The following is a 20,748-nucleotide window of genomic DNA, read 5'->3' as shown; positions in this document are numbered from 1 at the left end:
TCGTGAAGGCCGCGTTGTGAGCTTCGCGTTGTTGAGGTTGTGAGGGTCCCATGGAAGACTTTCTGCCGACGATCCCGACCGGCAACGCGCTGCTGCTGTTTCTGTTCTGCCTCGCCGCCGGCGGCTACGTGATCTACCGGTTTTGCCTCGATCAATTCGACAAGCCGACCGTCAGCGCCGATGACCGCTGTCCGTGGAAATTCGTCGTGCTGCGCTACCAGACCACGCCGCGCCAATACCTGATCGGCTTTACGATTTATTGCGGCTCGATGATGCTGATCTTTCTTTCCGTCTCGATCGTCGGACCGGCGCCGTTTTTTCAGATCATGAAGGCGATGGCCGCGGCCGCCACGCAGACCGACATGCCGGCCGCCACCGACACTGCTGCTGCGGCGATCTCCCTGCAGAACTATCCGACCTTTCCAATTCTGGTCGCCTTTTATCTGGTGGGGCTCAACCCCAATCTGCCGAAGGCCCTGGATTTCGAGATCAACCTGCGCAGCTTCTCGCATCACATGGCCTACATCCCGAAAAACCTGGATCGGCTGCTCAACTATATGAGATTTTCCGACATGGAGCTGCCGGCGGACAAGGTTGCCGACGCGTGGAATGCGATCGACCTCGACAAGCCGGCCTTGACCGCGCCGGACCTGAAGGGCGCCTCCTCCGCGTTCGACCGCGTGGTCATGCTGTACGCCCGCGCGGCCACCTTGTCCGGCGACGCCAGTTTTGAAGACCCGAACGATCTGCTGCCCAACATCAATCCGGAAGTGTTCCAGCAATATCGCGCGGAAATACAGAACGTCAGTATCGGTCTGCTGGCAATTCATGCCCGCCTGGGGGACCTGCCGCCAGCGGACAAGCAGGAGCGGCGGCCGGCGCTGCTCGGCATTCAGCGCGATCTGATCAAGAATCTCGAATGGCTCTATGTGATATTCGCCTGCGCCGTGACCGCCACAAAAGGCGGTGGACGCACTTCCGATCGCCTGCGCGCGGTCGGTTTCGTGTCGCCCTATCCGCCGCCGCCGAGCATCCCCTGGGATCCGATTCTCAAGGTTGCCGGCGCCGCCGCGCTGGTGCTGGGCGCGGCGTGGCTCTTGGCCGCGAATGCGTTTCTCGGTGCGGCCCAGGTCACGCAGATTCCGACCGGCACGCGCGACATCCTGCAGCTCTTGGCGATCATCATCATCGTCCACACCTTTGCGATCGGACAGGCGCTGGCGATGCGCGCGCAACTGATCGGGCAAAACGCCTATTACGCCGAATCCGGCACCGGACGTGCCGTGGCCTACGTCAAGATCTTCCTGAAATGCCTGTTGATCTCGGCGACCCTCAATCTCGTGCTCTACAGCCCCAATCTGTTCAGGGCGTTTGCTCCGGCCCATGGCGGTCTCTCGCCCGACCTGCTCTGGCAATATTTCACGTACCAGCTGGCGTGGGCGATCGTGCCTGCGGTCTGCGGGGCGATGACATCCTATACCCTCGATCGTCCGGTCGCTCCCCGCCGCGAACAGGCGATCTCCGGCGCCCTGGAAGCGTCCGCGATGGCGATCGCGGCGCTGCTGGCGGTCGCATTGACGTTCAGCGACGCCACGCCGCAATACCAGGAGTTCGTCATCGTGCTTTATGGCGGGCTCGGCTTCGTGTTCGGCGCCATGCTGCCGGTCAACATGCGGCGGCATCTGGCCGCCGAGCAATCGCTGTTGCCGGACCGGATCACCGTGCTGCGCACGGCGGTGCGGCAATATTTCCGCGATATCCAGCAATTCAGCGAATGGCTCAATACCCGCAGCGACAAGCTCGACGGCAAGCGCCCGCTGGACGTGCTGGCGGAAGATAACGGCTTGCAGCAGCTGACGGTGTTCGTCGGCAGCACGCGGCAGAAGACCTCGACGGGGATGGCGTAGGCGTTGGGGCGCGCGAAGCAAGGCTGAGCCCCTCACCCGGCGGTTCGCGCCACCTCGCCCCGCTTGCGGGGAGAGGTCGGATCGCATCGCAGATGCGATCCGGGTGAGGGGGACTCTCAACGAGTCGGCCTCGTGGAGGCTCAATCCATCCATCTTCACAGCCGCCAATTCCAGACACACCTGCTCCAGACACACCTGCGCGCCTCGCGGCGCGGTGCGCCCGAGTGGTTGCATGAATCTTACGCCCGAAAGGGCGTGGGGAATGCCGGGTGCCCGATGCACCCGCAGCCTCGTGCGCGGAAGGTGTGGGTAGCGTGCGCACGAGTATTCACAGCGAGTGACCGGAAAAGCCCGGCATTCCCGCACGCAATGGCTTTACGGCTTATAACGTGCTCTCCCCGGTGACGAGTTCCTTTTGCCACCGTCGCCTGCGGATTAAGGTTTGTCCAAGCCCGGTCGGGCCGACGCGCCTCCGCCGACTTGACACCAGCAACGGGTGCCAGGACCACACGCCTTCGCCGTACGCTGCAATCGCCGTACGTCCTGCGTGCCGGAAATCACTCACAGGCTTTGAACCCGCCCTGCGATCCCGTCGCACGCCGACGCTGCCGCGTCCACCGCATCCCGCCCCGCGTTCGTGACGATCGCGATACGCCCCTTTCAGTGGGACGAGACAGCGTTGGATATAGCGCTGATTCGGGTCTTCGGAAAACCAGAATATTTTTTCGAAGGGGGCTAGACAGGAAAATCGGCGGGGCGCCCGTCGGGCAAATCAGTTGGGCCGCGGGGGGAGAGGGTTGCGCCATGTCTCACGATACGGCGCGGTCTGTAGGACGGATTGGAGCCGGCACGTCCGCCGTAGCTTCTGCGGCGAAGCCGGAAGGGGTAATCCGCCATTCCAGCATGAGGGTCTCGAGGGGAAACAGGTTCGCCTGAGCGCGCACAATTGCCGAACGCGCCGACTAATTTGTTTCGGCTCGCGGGGAAGAATCGCAAATGGCATCGCCGGTCGCGCAAGCCAGATGGCGGATCACGCCTTCGGCTCCGATCCGCCCTATGCGCTGGTGGGCATTTGGCGTGAAGTTGCCGGGCCTACTCCGCCGCCACCCGCGTCAGCGCCCCGGCGTCGCGCAATTCCATGTAGAGATTGATCGGATCGACGTCGAAGCCGTTGGGCCATGTCGGCGCGCCCATCTCGACGAATGCGCGCGCAAAGTAGTCCGGCGCCTTCAGCGGCTCGACCATCGGCCCGCCCTCGGCGAGGATATCCGAAAAATCGCGGACACCTTCGCTGCCGTCCGTAAAACGGACCCACAAGCGATGGCCGTCGAGCGCCCGAAGGCGCAGCACGTCAACCATGGGTAATTCATTCATCGGCATCGGGACCAGCTATCTTTTCCAAAGGCTGGTGCGAACGGGCACGGCGCCAATTATCCTGCAATTCGGCCTTTCGCGCCAGAGCCCAATGTCGGACCATCCGCGTGGCGGTCGGGGGCAGTTCACCTGAAATAATCTCGCCGTCCGAGAGCCGTACGATGGCTTTTGCCCGGCCATAGCGCGCATGGAAGTGCGGTGGCTCATGGTCGTTGTAGTACATCTGGATCATGATGCCGTAAAACCATGCGATGGTCGGCATTACCAATGCCCTTTCCGCTTGTTCCAGGCGAACAGCACGTCGGCGAAGCGATCATAGGCAAAGCGCGTGACCGGCAGCGTCGCCGGATTGCCGAACAGCGATGCCAGCCAGCCTTCGCCCGAAGTCACCCGCCAGATCGCGATCATCACATCCGCGCCGACGACGAGCCGGCCCGATTCATCCGTGGCGTGCAGGCGGCGGCGCACATCATCGAGCGAGGCGCCATAGGCGGCGAGCGAAGCGGGTTCGTCATTGATGTCGCGGAATGAAATGCGGCCGGCGCGGACTGCGGCGAGCAACTTGTTGCGTTGCCAGTCGATCCCGGCGTCGCAGACGGGGCGGCGGGTGTCATACCAGACAATAAACACAATCCGCACGATTTCCGCTATTTCCAATTGTTAAGGCGTTAATTTGCCGCCAAATATCATAAAGCCAATTGGCCAGATCATCCCACACACAAATGCAATTGCAGAAATGCTAACCGCAATGCAGTTCAAGTACTTTTCAATTCACGCAGATTCTAACGCTCGTTTGAAGACTGCTTCTTCAGGATTGTTCAAAGCAGACACGATATTCTCGGCGACTTTGTCGATGAGCTTTTGCCCCCAAAATGGATCGCTAACGTCGTAGTAGATAACCCTGATATGTTTAAGATCAAAAGGGACGTCTTCCCTGTTGGAGGATATCAGGACTACCGGTTTATCCAGGGCATGTGCCAGCCCAAGTTCATAAAAAACGTTCGGATTCCGCGTAGTGAGTTCAGCAATCAATACCTTGGCGCTGTTTATTCCAGTCCAAATCTGGTCGATGATTTTCCCTGTACCGAAAATATCCGCGTCAGCGCGCACCGCCCGAAGTCCCGCTTTTTGGATGGCAGGTTCGTAGATGTTTTGATAGTAGCCTCCGATTGGAGCGCCGAATGGCATGACTACGAAACAGGAATCTCCCGCCACAAGTTTTGCCGCTGACGTTTTCTTTAGGCTGGTTTCCGTGTCCCGATCGGGAGTCAACGTAACATCGAGAATCCGATGCTTGTCACCGCGCTGCTCCAAGAGCTGCGCACTCCGCAGCGAACTCATGAACACCTGAACGAACTCAGCGACCTTCTCCGCTGGAATTCCGAATTTATCAACCAATGCATGTTCGAAGAACGAACCGTCTGGCAGGTCTTCGCCTCGGTAGTGCTTATAAACTTCTGATATTTCTGGTGCATCCAAGACGGCTTGGCGCAGTGCCTCGATATCATCGCCAGGCTTTTGCGGCCTTATGGCTTGCCGTCCTCTATCTGTAACTTCCACAAACCCGGTTTGCGGCCGCGATAAAAATCCGTACTTTATTGCAGAGCTTATTTCCAGCCGGAACGGGCCTCCGAGTCCGACTCCAGCGTACGTCGCCGCATCATTCTCGGAGCATTCCCTTCCGGCATTTTGTTCAATTATAGCCTTTGGGATACGCAGAGCCTTTTCGACGGTATGCCTAGGGAATTTGGCGGTCCCGCCCGTGTTTGCGTCGGGAGACCGAGCTTGCTTTGCTCTTCCGGTCTTCTTTGCCTTCTTTGATTTTCGGGCTTTACGAACTGACTTCTTCTTTTTTGGCGTTGCAGCCGCGCTATCGTCTTCGATACTCATACACGTCATCCCCCAGTTAGGGGCACCTTACAATTCAGACGTGCATAATCAAAGGCAATTGTTCCGAGTTGCGACTCCAATAAAAAACGGCGGGCTTTCGCCCGCCGCTTTGTTTCGATGGATGCCCGGGTCAGGCCCGGGCATGACGAGTTGGGAAGAGAAATCCGGGTCCCGGTTCTGCGGCGCATCACTTCGTGCTGCGCCGCGCCCGGGACACGGGATCAGTTGTCGAGGAAGCTCCGCAGCTTCCGGCTTCGAGACGGATGCTTCAGCATGCGCAACGCCTTCGCCTCGATCTGACGAATAATGGCGGATTACGGCTTCCGCCTTCGCTGTGGAAGCTGCGGCGGACGTGTCGGCTTCAATCCGTTCTACGGCTCTACACGCGTCACGATTCCGTCTGCTCCCGCGCATACCGCATCGGCGGCAAGCCAACGTAGCGGGTAAATGCAACGCTGAACGCGCTTGCGGAGCCATAGCCGACGCGTTCCGCAACTTCGGCAACGCCACCTTCGTTTCGGCGCAGCAGGTTCTTTGCCAACGCCATGCGCCACGCGAGCAGGTACTCCATCGGGGCGACGCCCATTGCGCGGCTGAATCGTTCGAAAAACGCCGAGCGCGAGAGGGCTGCCTCCTTTGCGAGCTGCGCCACCGTCCAGGGCCGGGTCGGACTTTCGTGCATCTGTCGTATCGCAACCGCGAGGCGTCCGTCGGCAAGCCCCCGCAAGAGTCCCGGCGACGCTGCAGTCCCGGCGGTGGAGCGGAGGGCTTCGATCAGCAGAACCTCCAGCAGGCGTGCCAGAATGACATCGCGCGCGGGCCGCAGCTCGCGAGATTCTTCTCCTACAAGCCGCACCAGGGTGGTCAGCCTCCTCTCGCCGCGAACGTGCACGAGTTGCGGAAGCAGCGAAACCAATAAGGCCGCGTCCGGCGAGCCGAAGATGCAGTGGCCCACCAGCAGCCTGACGTCGGGCGGGCCGCTTTGAATGCCTACTCTGAATTCTCCATCGAGTAACGCGACGGGCCGGGTATCGATGTCGTCCGATGCCACCGGCTCGAGGCTCGACACGGTGAAGTCATGTGCCGAAGGGATCAGGACAAAGTCACCCTCCTGGAGGGTGATCGGCTCGCGCCCGTCGACCGCGAGGCGGCACGAACCGTCGAGGATCGCGCAGTAGAAGGGCCGACCGGCCTCCGAGCGGCGAACACGCCAAAGACCTGCGCCGCTGACGACTTTCGAGAACGTGGCGCCCGGCTGGAGCAACCTGACAACCTCCGCGAACGGGTCGACCATTACCGGACTCCTGCGAAAGAAACCTGGACTTTCTATTATAGCGGGTCCGGTTGCTGCGATCTACCGTCTCGGTATCGCCAACCAACTCCAGGAGTCCCCATGAAAACCGTCCTGATCACCGGATGCTCGTCCGGGTTCGGTCTCGAAACCGCCCGCTACTTCCTCGATCGCGATTGGAAGGTCATCGTCACGATGCGCACGCCGCGCGAGGACGTTCTGCCCCGTTCCGAGCGCCTGCGCATGCTCGCCCTTGATGTCACCGATTCGGAAAGCGTTCGTCAGGCCGTGGAGGCCGCAGGGCCGATCGACGTCCTGGTCAACAACGCAGGGATTGGCATGATGGGGGTCCTCGAAGGCACCTCGATGCAAACCGCCCGCGAGGTCTTCGAGACGAACACCCTCGGTACGATGGCGGTAACCCAGGCGGTGCTACCTCAGTTCAGGCAACGGAACGCCGGTGTCATCGTCAATGTCACATCGAGCGTAACATTGAAGCCGCTCCCTCTGCTTTCCGTGTACACCGCGAGCAAGGCGGCGGTGAACGCGTTCACCGAGTCCCTTGCGCTGGAGCTCCGGCCATTCAATGTGCGGGTGAACCTCGTGCTGCCGGGACGGGCGCCGGAGACCCGCTTCGGTGAAAACGCACAGCCCCGGATGAAGGGTGGCATCCCCGAGGCGTACGCCGGCTGGGCGAAGAGTGTCTTCGCAGGGCAGCAGTCATCCGCGATCACGCGGTCGCTGGACGTGGCAGAAGCAGTGTGGCGTGCGGCGAACGACCCGTCGTGTCCGCTTCGCATTGCTGCCGGCGCCGATGCCGTGGCATTGGCCGGCTCAAGCTGAACCGAATCCGACCGCCCGCGGGGCCACCGGGAATCGTCAAACGTAAAACGGCGGGCTTTCGCCCGCCGTTTTGTTTCGATGAGTGCCCGGGTCAAGCCCCGGCATGACGCGTTGGGAAAGAGAAATCCGGGTCCCGGTTCTGCGGCGCATCACTTTGTGCTGCGCCGCGCCCGGGACACGGGATCAGTTGTCGAGGAAGCTCCGCAGCTTCCGGCTTCGCGACGGATGCTTCAGCTTGCGCAGCGCCTTGGCCTCGATCTGCCGGATGCGCTCTCTGGTCACCGAGAACTGCTGGCCGACTTCTTCCAGGGTGTGGTCGGTGTTCATGCCGATGCCGAAGCGCATGCGGAGCACGCGTTCTTCGCGCGGCGTGAGAGATGCCAGCACCCGCGTCGTGGTCTCGCGCAGGTTGGACTGGATCGCGGCGTCGATCGGGAGGATCGCGTTCTTGTCCTCGATGAAATCGCCGAGATGCGAGTCTTCCTCGTCGCCCACCGGGGTTTCCAGCGACAGCGGCTCTTTCGCGATCTTGAGAACTTTCCGAACTTTCTCCAGGGGCATGCCGAGCTTTTCGGCGAGCTCTTCCGGCGTCGGTTCGCGGCCGATCTCGTTGAGCATCTGGCGCGAGGTGCGCACGATCTTGTTGATGGTCTCGATCATGTGCACGGGAATGCGGATGGTGCGGGCCTGGTCGGCGATCGAGCGCGTGATCGCCTGCCGGATCCACCACGTCGCATAGGTCGAGAACTTGTAACCCCTGCGATATTCGAATTTGTCGACCGCCTTCATCAGGCCGATGTTGCCTTCCTGGATCAGGTCGAGGAACTGGAGGCCGCGGTTGGTGTATTTCTTGGCGATCGAAATCACCAGCCGCAGATTGGCCTCGACCATTTCCTTCTTGGCCTGGCGCGCCTCGCGCTCGCCCTTCTGCACGCCGTGCACGATCTTGCGGAATTCGCCGATCTCGAGCCCGGTCAGGGCGGCCAGCGACTGGATCTCGTGGCGCAGTTCCTTGATGCGGTCCTTTTCGTGATGCACGAAATTCTTCCAGCCTTTTGCTGAAAGTTTCGACACGCGGTTGAGCCAGCGCGGATCAAGCTCCGAGCCCTGGTAGTTGCGCAGGAAGTCTTCGCGCGCGACGCCGTGGCTGTCGCCCAAGCGAAGCAAACGCCCCTCGAACGACACCAGCTTCTTGTTGATGTCGTAGAGCTGCTCGACCAGGCTGTCGATACGGGCCTGGTTGAGCCGCAGCGACTTCACCTCGACGATGATTTCGTCCTTCAGCTTCTTGTATTTGCGCTCCTGCGCCGGCGACAGCGTCTCGTTCTGCAGCTGGTTGGAAATGTCCTGCTCCTGCAGGCGGCGCAGCTTCTTGTAGTTGTCTGCAATTTTATCGAAGGTCTCGACCACCTTCGGCTTCAGCTCGGCCTCGATGGCGGCGAGCGACATCTGGTTTTCGAACTCGTCGTCGTCCATGTCGCCGTCGGCGGCGGCTTCCGAGGTGCTTTCACCCTCGGCGGCTGCGGCTGGTGCCGCGGCGGGACGGAACGGGGTCGGGGCCGGCGGCGCGGCGGGAGGGGCGATATGCGAAGGCGCGGCCGCGGCGGGCATCGCCGCGCCATTGCCGTTGGCTTCAGCCGATGGCTGGCCGTCGGCGCCGACGGGCGCCGCCAGCAGCGGGTTCATGTTGTTCTTGGCGTCGGGGCCGGCATAGGTCGCTTCGAGATCGATGATGTCGCGAAGGAAGATTTTTCCCTCGTTGAGTTCGTCGCGCCAGATGATGATGGCCTGGAAGGTCAGCGGGCTTTCGCACAGCCCTGCGATCATCGCCTCGCGGCCGGCCTCGATGCGCTTGGCGATCGCGATTTCGCCCTCGCGCGACAACAATTCGACGGTGCCCATCTCGCGCAGATACATGCGGACGGGATCGTCGGTGCGCTCGCCGGGCTCGGATTTCTTGACCTCGGTGACGGCCTTCTGCGTGACCTCGACCAGTTCGTTGTCGGTCTCGTCCTCGGCCTCTTCCTTGTTCTCTTCCTCGCTGTCGGCGTCCTCGGCCTCGGAGACGTTGATGCCCATGTCCGAAAGCATCGACATGATGTCTTCGATCTGCTCCGGCGAGGTGGTATCGGACGGCAACACTTCGTTGAGCTGATCGAAGGTCACGAAGCCGCGCTTCTTGGCCTGCTTGATCATCTTCTTGACGGCGGCGTCCGACAGGTCGAGCAACGGCGACGGCGCTTCGGCTGAGTCCTTCTCAGGGGCGTCCGCTGCCTTGTCGTCTTTTTCCTTGTCTTTTACCTGCAGCGTCTTTGCCTTGCTGGCCATTCATAGCTCCCGAAACGCGCTCATGCAGGATACGTCGCCGCGCCCGCCTTGAAACTGAAGTTACTTACGACGCGCAAAGGGCGGCGCAGACCTCCGCCACCCCGTCCGTGCTGTCGTCGATTTTCCTACTTATAGCCCGCAGGCTCTTAAGCTTCGATTAACCCTGTTTTTGCCGCCAAACCATGGATTTGGCGAGTCATTTCGCGGCTCCGGCCCCCGTCGTCCGCATCAATTTTAGTCAGACGCTGCGCTGGAACCGGCCAGACGATTCGCCGAAACCCTCGATCAGGGCCTCGGTGCCGTCGACTTCGGCCATCCTGGCCTTCACGTCACGCAGCCACGCCAAATTGGCCTCGCTGGCCTCGTCGCCCAAGGCCGCTTCGGCATCCTTCAATTCCCTAAGTAATGAGTGCCATTGGCGATGCAAGGATACCAGCTGGTGCCAAGTGGAAAGAACGTCCTCGCGCGCGGCATGGGCTTTGGCGCCCCACACCGCCGAGGTCGTAATCGCCAGGTCAACCCTTTGAAGTGTTTGAGAAAATCCGCGCGCTTCTAGGTCGGCCCGCATTTTCTCGCCCTGTTCGTCGGGCTCCGGACTGTGATGGTGGTCGCTGGCGAAAGCCGCGATGACGGCGGCGCGCAGCTTGTTGGCCTCGGGATGGGCCAGTTCCAGCGCCGCCACCTCCTCGAGATGGTCGTGCAGCAGCCAGGGATGGTTGATCAGGGTCTGCAGGATCAACGCCTCGCGGCGGGACAAGGCGCTGCGCTGGCCGCGCATGATCGGGCTGGTCGCAAGCTGGGCGCTGGCCGCCTGATAGGGCCCGCGGTTGATGGTCTGGCTGCCGGCCGAGGCGGACGCGCGGCCGCCGCGCGGCTCGAATCGGCCCGCGGCACCCGGCGTGAACCAGCCGCGCGAGGCAAAGCGCCGGCCTGATTCGCCGCCGAAATTGCCGGCTGCTCCGCGAAAATTGCCGCGGCCATAGCCGCCGCGCCCGGCTTCCGGCGCGAACGTCCGCTGCAGGCGCTGGGCCAGATCCTGGCGATAATATCGCCGCACCACCTCGTCGCGGATGCCGTTGGAGAGTTCGCCGATCCGCGCCTCCAGCGCCGCGCGCCGCTCCGGCGTCGCATAGGTGCCGCCTTCGATCTCGCGCGACCAGATCACGTCGGCGAGTCCGCGCGCCGCCGAGATCACTTCCTCGATCGCAGCCCGCCCGCCCGAGCGCGCGAGATCGTCGGGGTCTTGTCCCTCCGGCAGCAGCGCGAACCGCAGGCTCTTGCCGGGCTTCAGATGGGGCAGCGCCAGATCGGCGGCGCGCCACGCCGCCTTCTGCCCGGCCTTGTCGCCGTCGAAACACAGGATCGGCTCGTCCGCCATCTTCCACAACAGCGCCAGCTGGTTTTCGGTCAGCGCGGTGCCGAGCGGCGCGACGCTGGCGGGAAAGCCGGCGCCGACCATGGCGATGACGTCGACATAGCCTTCCACCACCACCAGCGCGCTGCCGTTATGGGTGGCGAGACGCGCCGGCGCCAGATTGTAGAGATTGTCGCCCTTGTGAAACAGCGGCGTTTCCGGCGAGTTCAGGTATTTCGCAGGCGTATCTTTCTCCAGCGCGCGGCCGCCGAACGCGATCACGCGACCGCGCAGGTCGGTGATCGGAAACATCACGCGGTCGCGGAAACGGTCCCAGGGCACTGGAATATCGTCGCCCGACACCAGCAACCCGGCTTCGACCATGTCCTCGACCGGAATGCCCTGGGCGCCGAGATACTCCTTCAGCGCAAAGCGCTCGCCTGAGGCATAGCCGATGCGAAACTGCAACTGCACGGCCGGCGAAATCGCGCGGTCGGCGAGATAGCCGCGCGCTTTCGCTCCGTTGCGCGAGGCCAAAGTGTCGGCGAAGAATTTCGCTGATAGCTCCATCACATCGTACAGCGTCTTGCGGCGCTGCTCGTGACGCGCGGCATCGGGGGTCACTGCCGGCAGCGGCACGCCGGCCATCGCGGCGAGACGTTCCACCGCCTCGGCAAAACCGACGCCCTCGGTCTCCATCAGGAACGAGATGATGTCGCCGTGCTTGCCGGAGGAGAAGTCGTGGTAAAATCCCTTCTGGTCGTTGACCGTGAACGACGGCGACTTCTCCTGCTGGAACGGCGACAGCCCCTTCCACTCCCTTCCCGCCTTCTTCAATTTGACGCGGCGGCCCACCACTTCCGAAACCGGAAGCCGGGCACGCAGTTCGTCGAGAAATTGAGGCGTAAAGCGCATGCGTGATTTTCGGTGAGTCGGAGGCTGCTGCCAACCGGCCATGGATATAGGGTGGCCTGCGTAAATATTTAGATTGTTTGGATTTTCCCCGGCTATTCACAGGGGTTCGCGTCAAAAGGTTTGCGGGTTGACAATTGAAATACAATTGTATATACAATTTCCATTCACCGTGGTCCGCACACATGGGAGATGAACTATGCTTTCATCGATCCGAAAGAGCGGTACGCGATGGCTTCAGAAAATTCTGATTTCGAATTTCTCGTGCCGACTGGCTTCGAGTGGGACGAAGAAAAGAGCAAGGCTAACCTGATCAAGCATGGCATCGACTTCGAGGACGCCAGCGAAGTTTTTTACTGGCCAGTTATCGTCAGAGGATCAAACCGCAATAGCGAGGAGAGATGGATCGCGATCGGGAAATCCCATGATCGAATCGTGTCGGTGATTTTCACTCGCCGAAACGATGTCATCAGGATTATCTCAGCGCGCCATCCGAGACCGAATGAAGAAAGAGCGTATCGTAACGCGTCGATGGGGCGATCGGCGCAAGGGAAAGACTGACTGGGCGCGTTTCGACGCGATGACGGACGAGGAAGTCGAAGCCTCGATCGCGAATGATCCTGATTGGGCAGAATTCAAGGATATCGACTGGTCGGACGCCGTACTGGTAATACCCGCCAGGAAAAAGGCGATTTCCATTCGCGTCGATGAAGACGTGCTCGACTATTTCAAGAGCGAAGGCGACGGCTATCAGCGCCGCATCAACGCCGTGCTGCGTTCCTACATGCAGCAGAAGGCCAAGCCGAAAAAGCGCGCCTGACGCTGCGGCTGTGCCGCCACATACCGTCATCGTGCCCCGGATGCTGCGCAGCGCGCCGCGCTTGCGGCGTGGTGCGCTGCTGATCCGGGGCCCACGGATGCACGACGGAAGTTTAGGTCCCGGCTCTGCGGAGCAGCGCGAAGGGCGCTGCACCGCGTCCGGGACACGAAGGCGCTACTTCTCCAGAAACCGCCCCGAGGCGATGCGCGGCAGGTGGGTTATCGGCCAGTTGTAGAGATAAGTCCAGGCCTCGCTGGCGGCGCCCTCGCCTGAGGTCACCGGCAGCATCTGGCGGATATACTCGGTCGGCGTTGCAAAGCCCTCGCCGCAGGCCTCGTACATGTCGAATTCGCGCAGCAGTTCGACGGGCGCACGCAGCCGGTACAGTTCGCCGAACACCACCTCAGCTGTGTCGTCCGACAGCACCAGCCCGGGATAGTGTTTCACCAGATAGAGCCGGCCCCGACAGCGGGCCTCGCCGAGAAAATCCGCGCTACGCGACAATAGCTGCGCCATCGGATGGGCGTAGCCGCGCATCAAGGTGCCGTAGACGAAGAGACGATCGGAGGTCATGCACTACCTTATCCGTCATTCCGGGGCGATGCGAAGCATCGAACCTCAGATGTGCAATTGCACATCGGGGAATCTCGAGATTCCGGGTTTGGTCCTTCGGACCATCCCGGAATGACAGGGGAGTCCCGCCTTTACGCCGCCACCACCTCGTCGCTGACGACGAGAAATTTCATCAGGTCCATGCGCCCGAAGCTCGTGGTCAGCGCCACATCGGCGGCGTCGCGGCCGGTGGCCATCAGGATGCGGCCGATCCGCGGCTTGTTGTGGCGGGCGTCGAACGTGTACCAGCGGCCGGACAGGTAGGCCTCGAACCAGCCGGAGAAATCCATCGGCGCCGGATCGTAGGGAATGCCGATGTCGCCCATATAGCCGGTGCAGTAGCGCGCCGGAATCCCCATGCAGCGGCAGAAGGTCAGCGCGAGATGGGCAAAATCGCGGCACACGCCGGCGCCCTGCGCGTAGACGTCATGGGCCGACTTCATGTGATGCGCGTGCTGATAGCCGAAGGTGACGTGGTTGTGCACGAACGTACAGATCGCCGCCGCCCGCTCCCAGCCCGGCTGGGTATTGCCGAACAGCGACCACGCCACGTCGGTCAGCTTGTCGGTCTCGCAATAGCGGCTCGCCATCAGGTAGAGCAGAATGTCGTCGGGCAGCTGGTCGATCGGACTCTGCTGCGCGGTCGGCGCGATCGCGTCCGGCAGGCCGGAATCATGCACCAGCGCGCTGCCGCGCAGCGTCACGCCGCCGGCCGGCGCCACCAGCCTGCCGCAGATGTTGCCGAAACTGTCGTTATAGAATTTGATCGGCACGTTCGGCTCGGCGGCGATGGTCTCGGTGCCGATGATGTCCTGACGGCGCGAGGGGTGAATGCTGAGCATGATCACCATTGGCGTCGGCTGCAGCGTCGCGTGAGCGATCTCGAAGCCTACCTTGATTTCCATGTTACGTCTCCGCCTGCTCGTCCGCCGAAACGACGTTGATGCTGACGTCCATGCCGACAAAGGCATCGGCCGAACCGAGGTAGGTGCCATGCAGCGGGATGGCCTGACCCGGATCGCGCGCCACCGCCACGCGCACGAGATCGCGGGTGCCGACGATGCCGTTGGTGGGATCGAACTCGATCCAGCCGGCGCTCGGCAGATAGACCTGCACCCAGGCATGGGTCGAGCCGCCGCCGACATAGCCGCGCGCGCGGCCGCCCGGGATCGAAATATACCCCGATACGAAGCGCGCGGCGATGCCGAGCCGCCGCAGCGCCTCGATCATGAACAGCGCGTAGTCGCGGCAGGTGCCGGACCTCGTCTGCAGCGTGTCGAGCGGATGCTGGGTGCCCTGCTCGTGCCGTTTGCGGTAGCTGAAAGCCTTGCGGATGCCGTAGGTCATGCCGCTGAGAATATTGAAGGTCGGGGTCGGTCCTTCCGCGTCGAGATAATTCCGCGCCCACGCCGACAGCTCGCCCTCGGGATCGCCATATTGCGGCCTGATGAATTGAACGAGGTCGGGAAACTCTTCGTTGTCGTATAGAAACGGATAGAAATACGCCGGATCGTCCGGGGTCAGCGCGAACTCCTCGGCGGGATTGTGCTCGACGGTGGCGGTGTTGACGAACGACAGGGTTTCGGCGCGCTCGTCGAAGGTCGCAATCGCGACACTGTTGCCGAATACGTCGTGGATCCAGCGCAGCGACATCGGCTCCGGCACGATCTCGAGGTTGTTCGAAAGCACGCGCAAATCGTGGCCGTCGCGCGGACGCAGCATGATGCGGTGTTCGCCGAATGCCACCGGGTGTGCATAGCGATATTCGGTCTTGTGATGGATCGTCAGCAGGGGCATCGTCGATGCAATCATCGTCACTTCGGACAATCTAATCTATACCGATCGCTGCTTATTCCTAAATCGGTATGCTGCTTCGATAGGCAACGAGTAAGAAAAAATGGCTTTGGACGGTACCGGCGACACATCATTACTCCTCGGAAGCGAAGATGTTCCGCCGGTATTTGAAGGTAACAGCGCCGGGCGCTCGCCGTTCCTGCTGACGTCAGACCATTACGGCCGGCGGATCCCGCGCAGCCTCGGCGATCTCGGGCTGCCGGCCGGCGAGTTGACGCGGCATATCGCCTGGGATCCGGGCATTGCCGGCGTCGCGGACGCATTGTCGAAAGATATCGACGCGCACCTGATCGCGCAGCGCTACTCGCGGCTGGTGATCGACTGCAATCGCCCGCCGGGCGCGCCGAGTTCGATCCCGCGCATCAGCGAAGCGACCGTCATACCCGGCAACGAGGGCATCGCCCGCGACGCGGCGCAAGCGCGGCGCGAAGCGATCTTCGAACCCTACCATCGCCGCATCGCCGAGGTGATCGACCGCCGCCTGTGCGACGGCGTCCCGACCGTGCTGGTGTCGCTGCACAGCTTCACGCCGGTCTACGCCGGCATTGCCAGGCCCTGGCATATCGGCACGCTCTATCATCGCGACAGCAGACTGCCGCCGCTATTGTTAAAGTGGTTGCGCGCCGAGCCCGATCTCGTGGTCGGCGACAACGAACCTTATGCGGTGAGTGACGAGACCGACTACACCATTCCGGTTCACGGCGAGGCCCGCGGGCTGATGAACACGGGAATCGAAATCCGCCAGGACCTGATCGCCGATCCCGCCGGCCAGCGGCAATGGGCAGACCGGCTGGCGCGGATTTTCGGGGAGATCGAAACGGAATTGCGAGCGCAACGGATGCTTTAGCTTGTGACTGCTACGCCCGATACTTTGTCCAGCGGATGGATGGATAACTTCATTCCCTCCCCCCTTGTGGGGGAGGGTTAGGGAGGGGGGTGAGCCACAAGCACTGGCCGCTCAGCGCGCCCGCGTCAGCGCTAGCCAGACGCCGCCGCCGATCATGATGCCGCCGGAGACGCGCGACAACAGCCGCGTCCGCCGCGCCGAGAAGAACAGCCGCGCGCGGCCGGCCAGCAGCGCGTAAAGCGCATCGGTGATTCCGGCCGTGACCATGAAGGTGACGCCCAGCAACGTCACCTGCGAGACGTGGTCTTTGCTCATGTCCATGAACTGCGGAATGAACGCGCCGAAGAACACCAGCACCTTGGGATTGGACAGCAGCACCAGCAGACCCTGCAGGAAGAACCCGCCGCGCGGCGGCGGCGGCGGCGCGTCTGCCTTGACGCCCTCGACCGGGAAACGAATGAGCTTGATGCCGAGCCACACCAGATAGGCCGCCCCGGCAAACCGCACCCAATCGAACCAGTAACCCATGGTCGCCATCAGCGAGGTCAGCCCGATCGCCACGATGCCGATCACGATCGCGAGGCCGAGCTGCGCACCGGCGATGTTTGTCAGCGCGGCGCGGGTGCCATGGCGCAGGCCGTTGGCGATCACCAGCGTGACCATCGGTCCCGGCAACAGCGCCAGCGCGATGCAGGCGGCGACGAAGGCGAGATAGAGATGAAGGGACATGGTGGGACTCGCGGGTGGATCGAATGGCTGGTTGCTTATGCACCATTCTATGATGCGGAAAAAGCCGCCTCTTCCCCTCTCCCCTTGTTGGAGTCGAGACGAGCGAAGCTCGCTCTTGGGTGGACGCGACGCGAAGCATCGCGGACGGGTGAGGGGTTCCGATCTATCGATAGACCGTAACCCCTCATCCGGCACGGACTACGTCCGTGCCAACTTCTCCCACAAGGGGAGAAGGGAAGAAGGCGACGCCTCAACCTCCATCGATCGCAGCGGTCATCCAGTGCGCCATGTCGCGCGAGCCGAGAAACTCCACCGCCTCACGCCGTTGGCGATCACCAGCGTGACCATCGGTCCCGGCAACAGCGCCAGCGCGATGCAGGCGGCGACAAAGGCGAGATAGAGATGAAGTGACATGGTGGGACTCGCGTGGGGTGCAATGACCGTTTTGACTATGCACGATCGCATCGCAAGGGAAAAATTGCCCTCCGGACATGTGCCTGACCAGCCATGAGAGCCGCCGAGGGGGCTGCTCGGCGGCTCTCGCGCGGCGACCGTTTCGGGGGACGGGGTTGTTCGCCAGCGCTAGCGGTGGATGGTTGAACGTCGTGTCGTCAACAGGCGCGGCTATCCGGCGCTTTACGACTTATGTTACGAAGATCGTTGATAGTCCGACCTCTAAAAACTATACTGTATCGTTTACATAATCCAACTTCAGCAGGCTGACAAGGGGCTTTGGATGGCGAAGGAAGGAATTGTTGCGGAGCGTCCTGTCCGGCGGGGGGGCGGCGGCCGTCCCACGCGCGAGGAGGCTGTGCGGCGTGACGCGCGCTTGCTCGACGTCGCAACAAAGCTGTTCATGGAGCGAGGTTTTGATTGCACGTCGATCGATGCGGTCGCGGAAACCGCCGGCGTGAGCAAGCCGACCGTCTATGCGCGTTATCATGACAAGCGTGATCTGTTCGCGGCCGTCCTGCGAGCCACGATTCAACGCTGGCTCGCTCCACTATCGGCGGCGGCGGAGGCCGCGAAGGTCAATCCGAAGAGCGTCGAGACGACGCTGCACGATCTTAGCCGGCTCATGATGGTGCACGCTTCGACACCTGAGGTGATCATGCTGCGGCGGACGCTGGCGGCGCAGGCCGTCCAGTTTCCGGAACTGGCAAAGCTCGCCCATGAAGAGGGTTGGCTGCGTGGAGTTCGGGCCGTCACGATTCTTCTTCAGCAGTTTGCCGACCGCGGCCAGATCAAGCTGGAGGACCCCGCAATTGCGGCCGACCTGTTCCTCAGTCTTGTGCTGGGGACTTCCGACCGCCTCCACGGCATCGTAACCCGTCCCAAGATGCAGGAACAGCGGAGACAGGCTGCCGTCAAGCTCTTCTTGAACGGCGTGAGACCTCGCTGAGGCGCGACCTTCATCTGCTTTTGCGCGAATTTGACGGTTGAGACAGGCCACTTTCCATCGTGACGCCCTTGATCGAGATCCGCAGGCCGTGGGCACCGTCAAGCCAAATGGCCTCCACCATCCCCGCCATTCCCCTTTCGTCATTCACAATCCTCCTTGTCGGATCCCTGAAGTTGGAGTATACAAACGATACAGTGTGGTTTGATTTTACTAAACGCAGTTTGTAAAGTTGGTCTGGGCCCGCGGGTTACGCCCACCCGTCGCGGAACCGGCCATCGCCAGGCTCGGGCGCTGGCAACGCCCGCACCCATAGCGCTGCGGGCAGCCCAGGAGCAGGACCAGCAATGGCAGACAATCTTTCGATCGATTGCCGGACGAGCGCGCTGCTCGTCATGGATTTCCAGATGCTGATCGTCGACAACTATGCCGCCGGTGCGGAGGCGCTGCTCGATCGGACGGCGAAGCTGGTCGCCGCGGCGCGCACAGCCGGGATGCGGGTGATCTATGTGGTCGTGGGCTTCCGCCCCGGCTATCCGGAGGTCAGCGGCCGAAATGCGACGTTCAGCGGGCTCAAGGCCTCGGGCGCATTCGCCGCGGGTGCCGAAAATGCGAAGATCCATCCGGCCGTCGCGCCGCTGGCCGAGGAAATCGTCGTCACCAAGCATCGGGTAAGCGCCTTCGCCGGGACCGATCTCGACCTGATGCTGCGCGCCAACGGCATCGAGACCCTGATCCTGACGGGGATCGTCACCAGCGGCGTCGTACTCTCGACCCTGCGCCATGCCGCCGACGCGGACTACAAACTGCTGGTCGTCGGCGATTGCTGCTCTGACGGCGACGAGGAAGTGCATCGGGTGCTGCTGGAGAAGGTCTTTCCGCGGCAGGCCATCATCACGACGGCTGCGGGACTCGCCCAGGCCATCGGAACTGGGCGGTAGACGCCGTCACTGCTTCGTATCCATCGCACCGCGGGTGCTCTCCCCTCTCGACGGGAAGATCACGTGCCTGCCGGTTCCGCGAACACGGCACTGGCCTCGCCTTACGTCGGTTCCATCTTCGTCATCCACAATCCTCCTTGTCAGGTCTCTGAAGTTGGCTTATATAAACGATACAGTGTGGTTTTATTTGACTAGCGGTATGAGCGCAGTTTGTAAAGTTAGTCTCGACCCGCGGGTTACGCGCACCCCTCGCGCACCCGGCCAACGCCGAACTCCGGCGCTAGCAGCGCCGCAGCCAGGTTCGACGCGAAACCTGACTGACCGATGTGACGCGCGGGCACCAGGAAAAAAGAGCAAGTCATGGCTAATCCGAGCGAAATCGAGCCGAATATTCACAGCGCCGACTCCGTACCGAGCGGCCCCCGCCTCCCTGACGACAAGGTCTATCGTCTGACGCGCCGTCTGCCGGAGGCCAGGGGTCCGGGCACAGGCGAGTCAGCCGAGCCGGAATCGAAGGTCGGGCCGGACGATCGCAAGTCCGAGGTGAGGCCATCGGCTGAACCGCTTCACCCCCTTGCGGCGGCCAGTTCCGTTACGTCGAAGAAATCGTTGCGTCGGCCGTTAATGTTCGCGTTGTTGCCCGTGGCGCTCGTTGTCGGCGGATATTTTTATGTGACGGGCGGTGCAACCATGTCGACGGACAACGCCTATGTGCAAGCCGACACGGTCGGATTGTCAACCGACGTCTCCGGCATCGTCACGCAGGTATTGGTGCACGACAATCAAAAGGTCGCCAAGGGCGACGTCTTGTTCAAGCTCGATCCTCTGCAATTTCAACTGGCGCTGGATCGCGCCGAGGCCCAGGTCGGAAATACGCGCAATGATCTCGTCGCGCTCCAGGCCAGTTACCGCAACATGCAGGCCCAGGTTGAACAGGCACAGAAAGATGTCGATTTCAACAACGTCAACTTCCAGCGCCAGGAGCAATTAATCGCCAACAATTTTACCCCAAGGGCCACCTTCGACGCCGCCCGCAATACGCTGCAGAACTCGCAGCAAAAGCTCGCCTCGCTGCAGCAGCAACTCGTCGGCCTCGCCGCCAACCTCAACGGCGACCCCGACGCGCCGATCGAGGATCATCCGCGATACAAGGATGCTTTGGCCGCGCGCGATGAGGCCGCGCGCCAGTTTGCGCACACGATGGTGCGAGCCCCCTTCGCCGGCATCGTGACCAACGTGCCGTCGCTGCAGCCCGGTCAATATCTTGCCGCCGCGGCAACGGCATTCAACATCGTTTCCACCGATCACGTCTGGGTTCAGGCGAGCCCGAAGGAGACCGAATTGACGTATGTCAAGCCCAAACAGAAAGTCACGGTCGACGTCGACACCTATCCGGGCGAGCGATGGACCGGAACGGTCGACAGCATAAGCCCGGCATCCGCCTCGAGCTTCTCGCTGCTTCCGGCCGAGAATACCAGCGGTAACTGGGTCAAGGTCGTTCAGCGCGTTCCGATGCGCATCCTTGTCAACAATGTGCCCGGCAAGCCACCGCTGCGCGTCGGCATGAGCGTAGAGGTGAATGTCGACACCGGGCATGCCCGTGGATTTCCCAGTTTCATAACCGATCTCTTTGGATCGGGAAGCTGA

At 62.0% G+C, this 20,748-nt stretch carries 19 protein-coding genes and 1 pseudogene; 8 read left to right on the top strand and 12 right to left on the bottom strand.

What is annotated here, in order from left to right; translation table 11 throughout:
- Window positions 1-50: 50 nt before the first annotated feature.
- Window positions 51-1,907, top strand: coding sequence for an antitoxin Xre/MbcA/ParS toxin-binding domain-containing protein (locus B5527_RS04395; protein ID WP_079600184.1), 1,857 nt, complete (start codon window positions 51-53; stop codon window positions 1,905-1,907).
- A gap of 1,092 nt (window positions 1,908-2,999) precedes the next feature.
- On the opposite strand, the gene B5527_RS04390 is transcribed toward B5527_RS04395, so the two are convergent.
- From B5527_RS04390 to B5527_RS04370, 5 genes are all read right to left on the bottom strand, one after another.
- Window positions 3,000-3,266 (bottom strand): DUF2442 domain-containing protein, encoded by a 267-nt coding sequence (locus B5527_RS04390; RefSeq protein WP_245332496.1) that lies wholly within the window; start codon window positions 3,264-3,266, stop codon window positions 3,000-3,002.
- 7 nt (window positions 3,267-3,273) lie between these two features.
- The gene (locus tag B5527_RS04385) at window positions 3,274-3,543 is read right to left on the bottom strand and encodes a DUF4160 domain-containing protein (RefSeq protein WP_172842478.1); all 270 of its coding nucleotides are present in this window, start codon (window positions 3,541-3,543) and stop codon (window positions 3,274-3,276) included.
- Window positions 3,543-3,911: a thiol-disulfide oxidoreductase DCC family protein gene (locus B5527_RS04380; protein WP_079607061.1), complete on the bottom strand. Its 369-nt coding sequence runs from the start codon at window positions 3,909-3,911 to the stop codon at window positions 3,543-3,545. The genes B5527_RS04385 and B5527_RS04380 overlap by 1 nt, the downstream gene beginning before the upstream one ends.
- Window positions 3,912-4,052: 141 nt before the next feature.
- A complete protein-coding gene (locus tag B5527_RS04375; protein WP_079607060.1) occupies window positions 4,053-5,171 on the bottom strand; it encodes a hypothetical protein in 1,119 nt (372 codons plus the stop codon).
- Between the two features lie 388 nt (window positions 5,172-5,559).
- Complete coding sequence (locus B5527_RS04370; protein ID WP_079600182.1) at window positions 5,560-6,465, bottom strand: AraC family transcriptional regulator; 906 nt, start codon at window positions 6,463-6,465, stop codon at window positions 5,560-5,562.
- A gap of 99 nt (window positions 6,466-6,564) precedes the next feature.
- On the opposite strand from B5527_RS04370, the gene B5527_RS04365 reads away from it, so the two are divergent.
- Window positions 6,565-7,305 carry an SDR family oxidoreductase gene (locus tag B5527_RS04365; RefSeq protein ID WP_079600181.1) on the top strand — a complete coding sequence of 247 codons (741 nt, stop codon included), beginning with the start codon at window positions 6,565-6,567 and terminating at the stop codon, window positions 7,303-7,305.
- A gap of 183 nt (window positions 7,306-7,488) precedes the next feature.
- Here the strand turns inward: B5527_RS04365 and rpoD are convergent, their stop codons facing one another.
- Both rpoD and dnaG read right to left on the bottom strand, forming a co-directional pair.
- Window positions 7,489-9,633, bottom strand: a complete 2,145-nt coding sequence (rpoD, locus tag B5527_RS04360) for an RNA polymerase sigma factor RpoD (protein ID WP_079600180.1) — start codon at window positions 9,631-9,633, stop codon at window positions 7,489-7,491.
- Between the two features lie 238 nt (window positions 9,634-9,871).
- Window positions 9,872-11,902, bottom strand: coding sequence for a DNA primase (gene dnaG, locus B5527_RS04355; protein ID WP_079600179.1), 2,031 nt, complete (start codon window positions 11,900-11,902; stop codon window positions 9,872-9,874).
- 189 nt (window positions 11,903-12,091) lie between these two features.
- On the opposite strand from dnaG, the gene B5527_RS04350 reads away from it, so the two are divergent.
- Complete coding sequence (locus B5527_RS04350; protein ID WP_245332495.1) at window positions 12,092-12,460, top strand: BrnT family toxin; 369 nt, start codon at window positions 12,092-12,094, stop codon at window positions 12,458-12,460.
- Window positions 12,402-12,719, top strand: a complete 318-nt coding sequence (locus tag B5527_RS04345; protein WP_079600178.1) for a BrnA antitoxin family protein — start codon at window positions 12,402-12,404, stop codon at window positions 12,717-12,719. The genes B5527_RS04350 and B5527_RS04345 overlap by 59 nt, the downstream gene beginning before the upstream one ends.
- Window positions 12,720-12,893: 174 nt before the next feature.
- On the opposite strand, the gene B5527_RS04340 is transcribed toward B5527_RS04345, so the two are convergent.
- The 3 genes from B5527_RS04340 to B5527_RS04330 all read right to left on the bottom strand — a co-directional run bounded on the left by B5527_RS04340 (window position 12,894) and on the right by B5527_RS04330 (window position 15,128).
- Window positions 12,894-13,292, bottom strand: coding sequence for a gamma-glutamylcyclotransferase family protein (locus B5527_RS04340; RefSeq protein WP_079600177.1), 399 nt, complete (start codon window positions 13,290-13,292; stop codon window positions 12,894-12,896).
- A 131-nt stretch (window positions 13,293-13,423) separates the two neighbouring features.
- Window positions 13,424-14,236, bottom strand: a complete 813-nt coding sequence (locus B5527_RS04335; protein WP_079600176.1) for a transglutaminase-like domain-containing protein — start codon at window positions 14,234-14,236, stop codon at window positions 13,424-13,426.
- 1 nt (window position 14,237) lies between these two features.
- Entirely contained in the window at window positions 14,238-15,128 is an 891-nt protein-coding gene (locus B5527_RS04330; protein WP_079607058.1) for a transglutaminase family protein, read from the bottom strand.
- Window positions 15,129-15,228: 100 nt separating this feature from the next.
- On the opposite strand from B5527_RS04330, the gene B5527_RS04325 reads away from it, so the two are divergent.
- Window positions 15,229-16,032 carry an N-formylglutamate amidohydrolase gene (locus tag B5527_RS04325; protein ID WP_079600175.1) on the top strand — a complete coding sequence of 268 codons (804 nt, stop codon included), beginning with the start codon at window positions 15,229-15,231 and terminating at the stop codon, window positions 16,030-16,032.
- 111 nt (window positions 16,033-16,143) lie between these two features.
- Here B5527_RS04325 and B5527_RS04320 read toward each other — a convergent pair whose 3' ends face one another.
- Window positions 16,144-16,761: a LysE family translocator gene (locus B5527_RS04320; protein ID WP_079600174.1), complete on the bottom strand. Its 618-nt coding sequence runs from the start codon at window positions 16,759-16,761 to the stop codon at window positions 16,144-16,146.
- Between the two features lie 297 nt (window positions 16,762-17,058).
- Window positions 17,059-17,175 (bottom strand): annotated as a pseudogene (locus B5527_RS43405) (LysE family translocator); the annotation flags it as partial.
- Window positions 17,176-17,497: 322 nt separating this feature from the next.
- On the opposite strand from B5527_RS43405, the gene B5527_RS04315 reads away from it, so the two are divergent.
- The 3 genes from B5527_RS04315 to B5527_RS04305 all read left to right on the top strand — a co-directional run bounded on the left by B5527_RS04315 (window position 17,498) and on the right by B5527_RS04305 (window position 20,748).
- A complete protein-coding gene (locus tag B5527_RS04315; RefSeq protein ID WP_079600173.1) occupies window positions 17,498-18,163 on the top strand; it encodes a TetR/AcrR family transcriptional regulator in 666 nt (221 codons plus the stop codon).
- 344 nt (window positions 18,164-18,507) lie between these two features.
- Entirely contained in the window at window positions 18,508-19,101 is a 594-nt protein-coding gene (locus B5527_RS04310) for a cysteine hydrolase family protein (RefSeq protein WP_079600172.1), read from the top strand.
- Window positions 19,102-19,461: 360 nt separating this feature from the next.
- On the top strand, window positions 19,462-20,748 hold the full coding sequence (locus tag B5527_RS04305; protein ID WP_245332494.1) for an HlyD family secretion protein: 1,287 nt from the start codon (window positions 19,462-19,464) through the stop codon (window positions 20,746-20,748).

Source organism: Bradyrhizobium erythrophlei, from assembly GCF_900129425.1.
Taxonomy (GTDB): Bacteria; Pseudomonadota; Alphaproteobacteria; order Rhizobiales; family Xanthobacteraceae; genus Bradyrhizobium; species Bradyrhizobium erythrophlei_C.
Note: the sequence above shows the minus strand (reverse complement) of the source record. Positions and strands in the feature narration are given on the sequence as shown.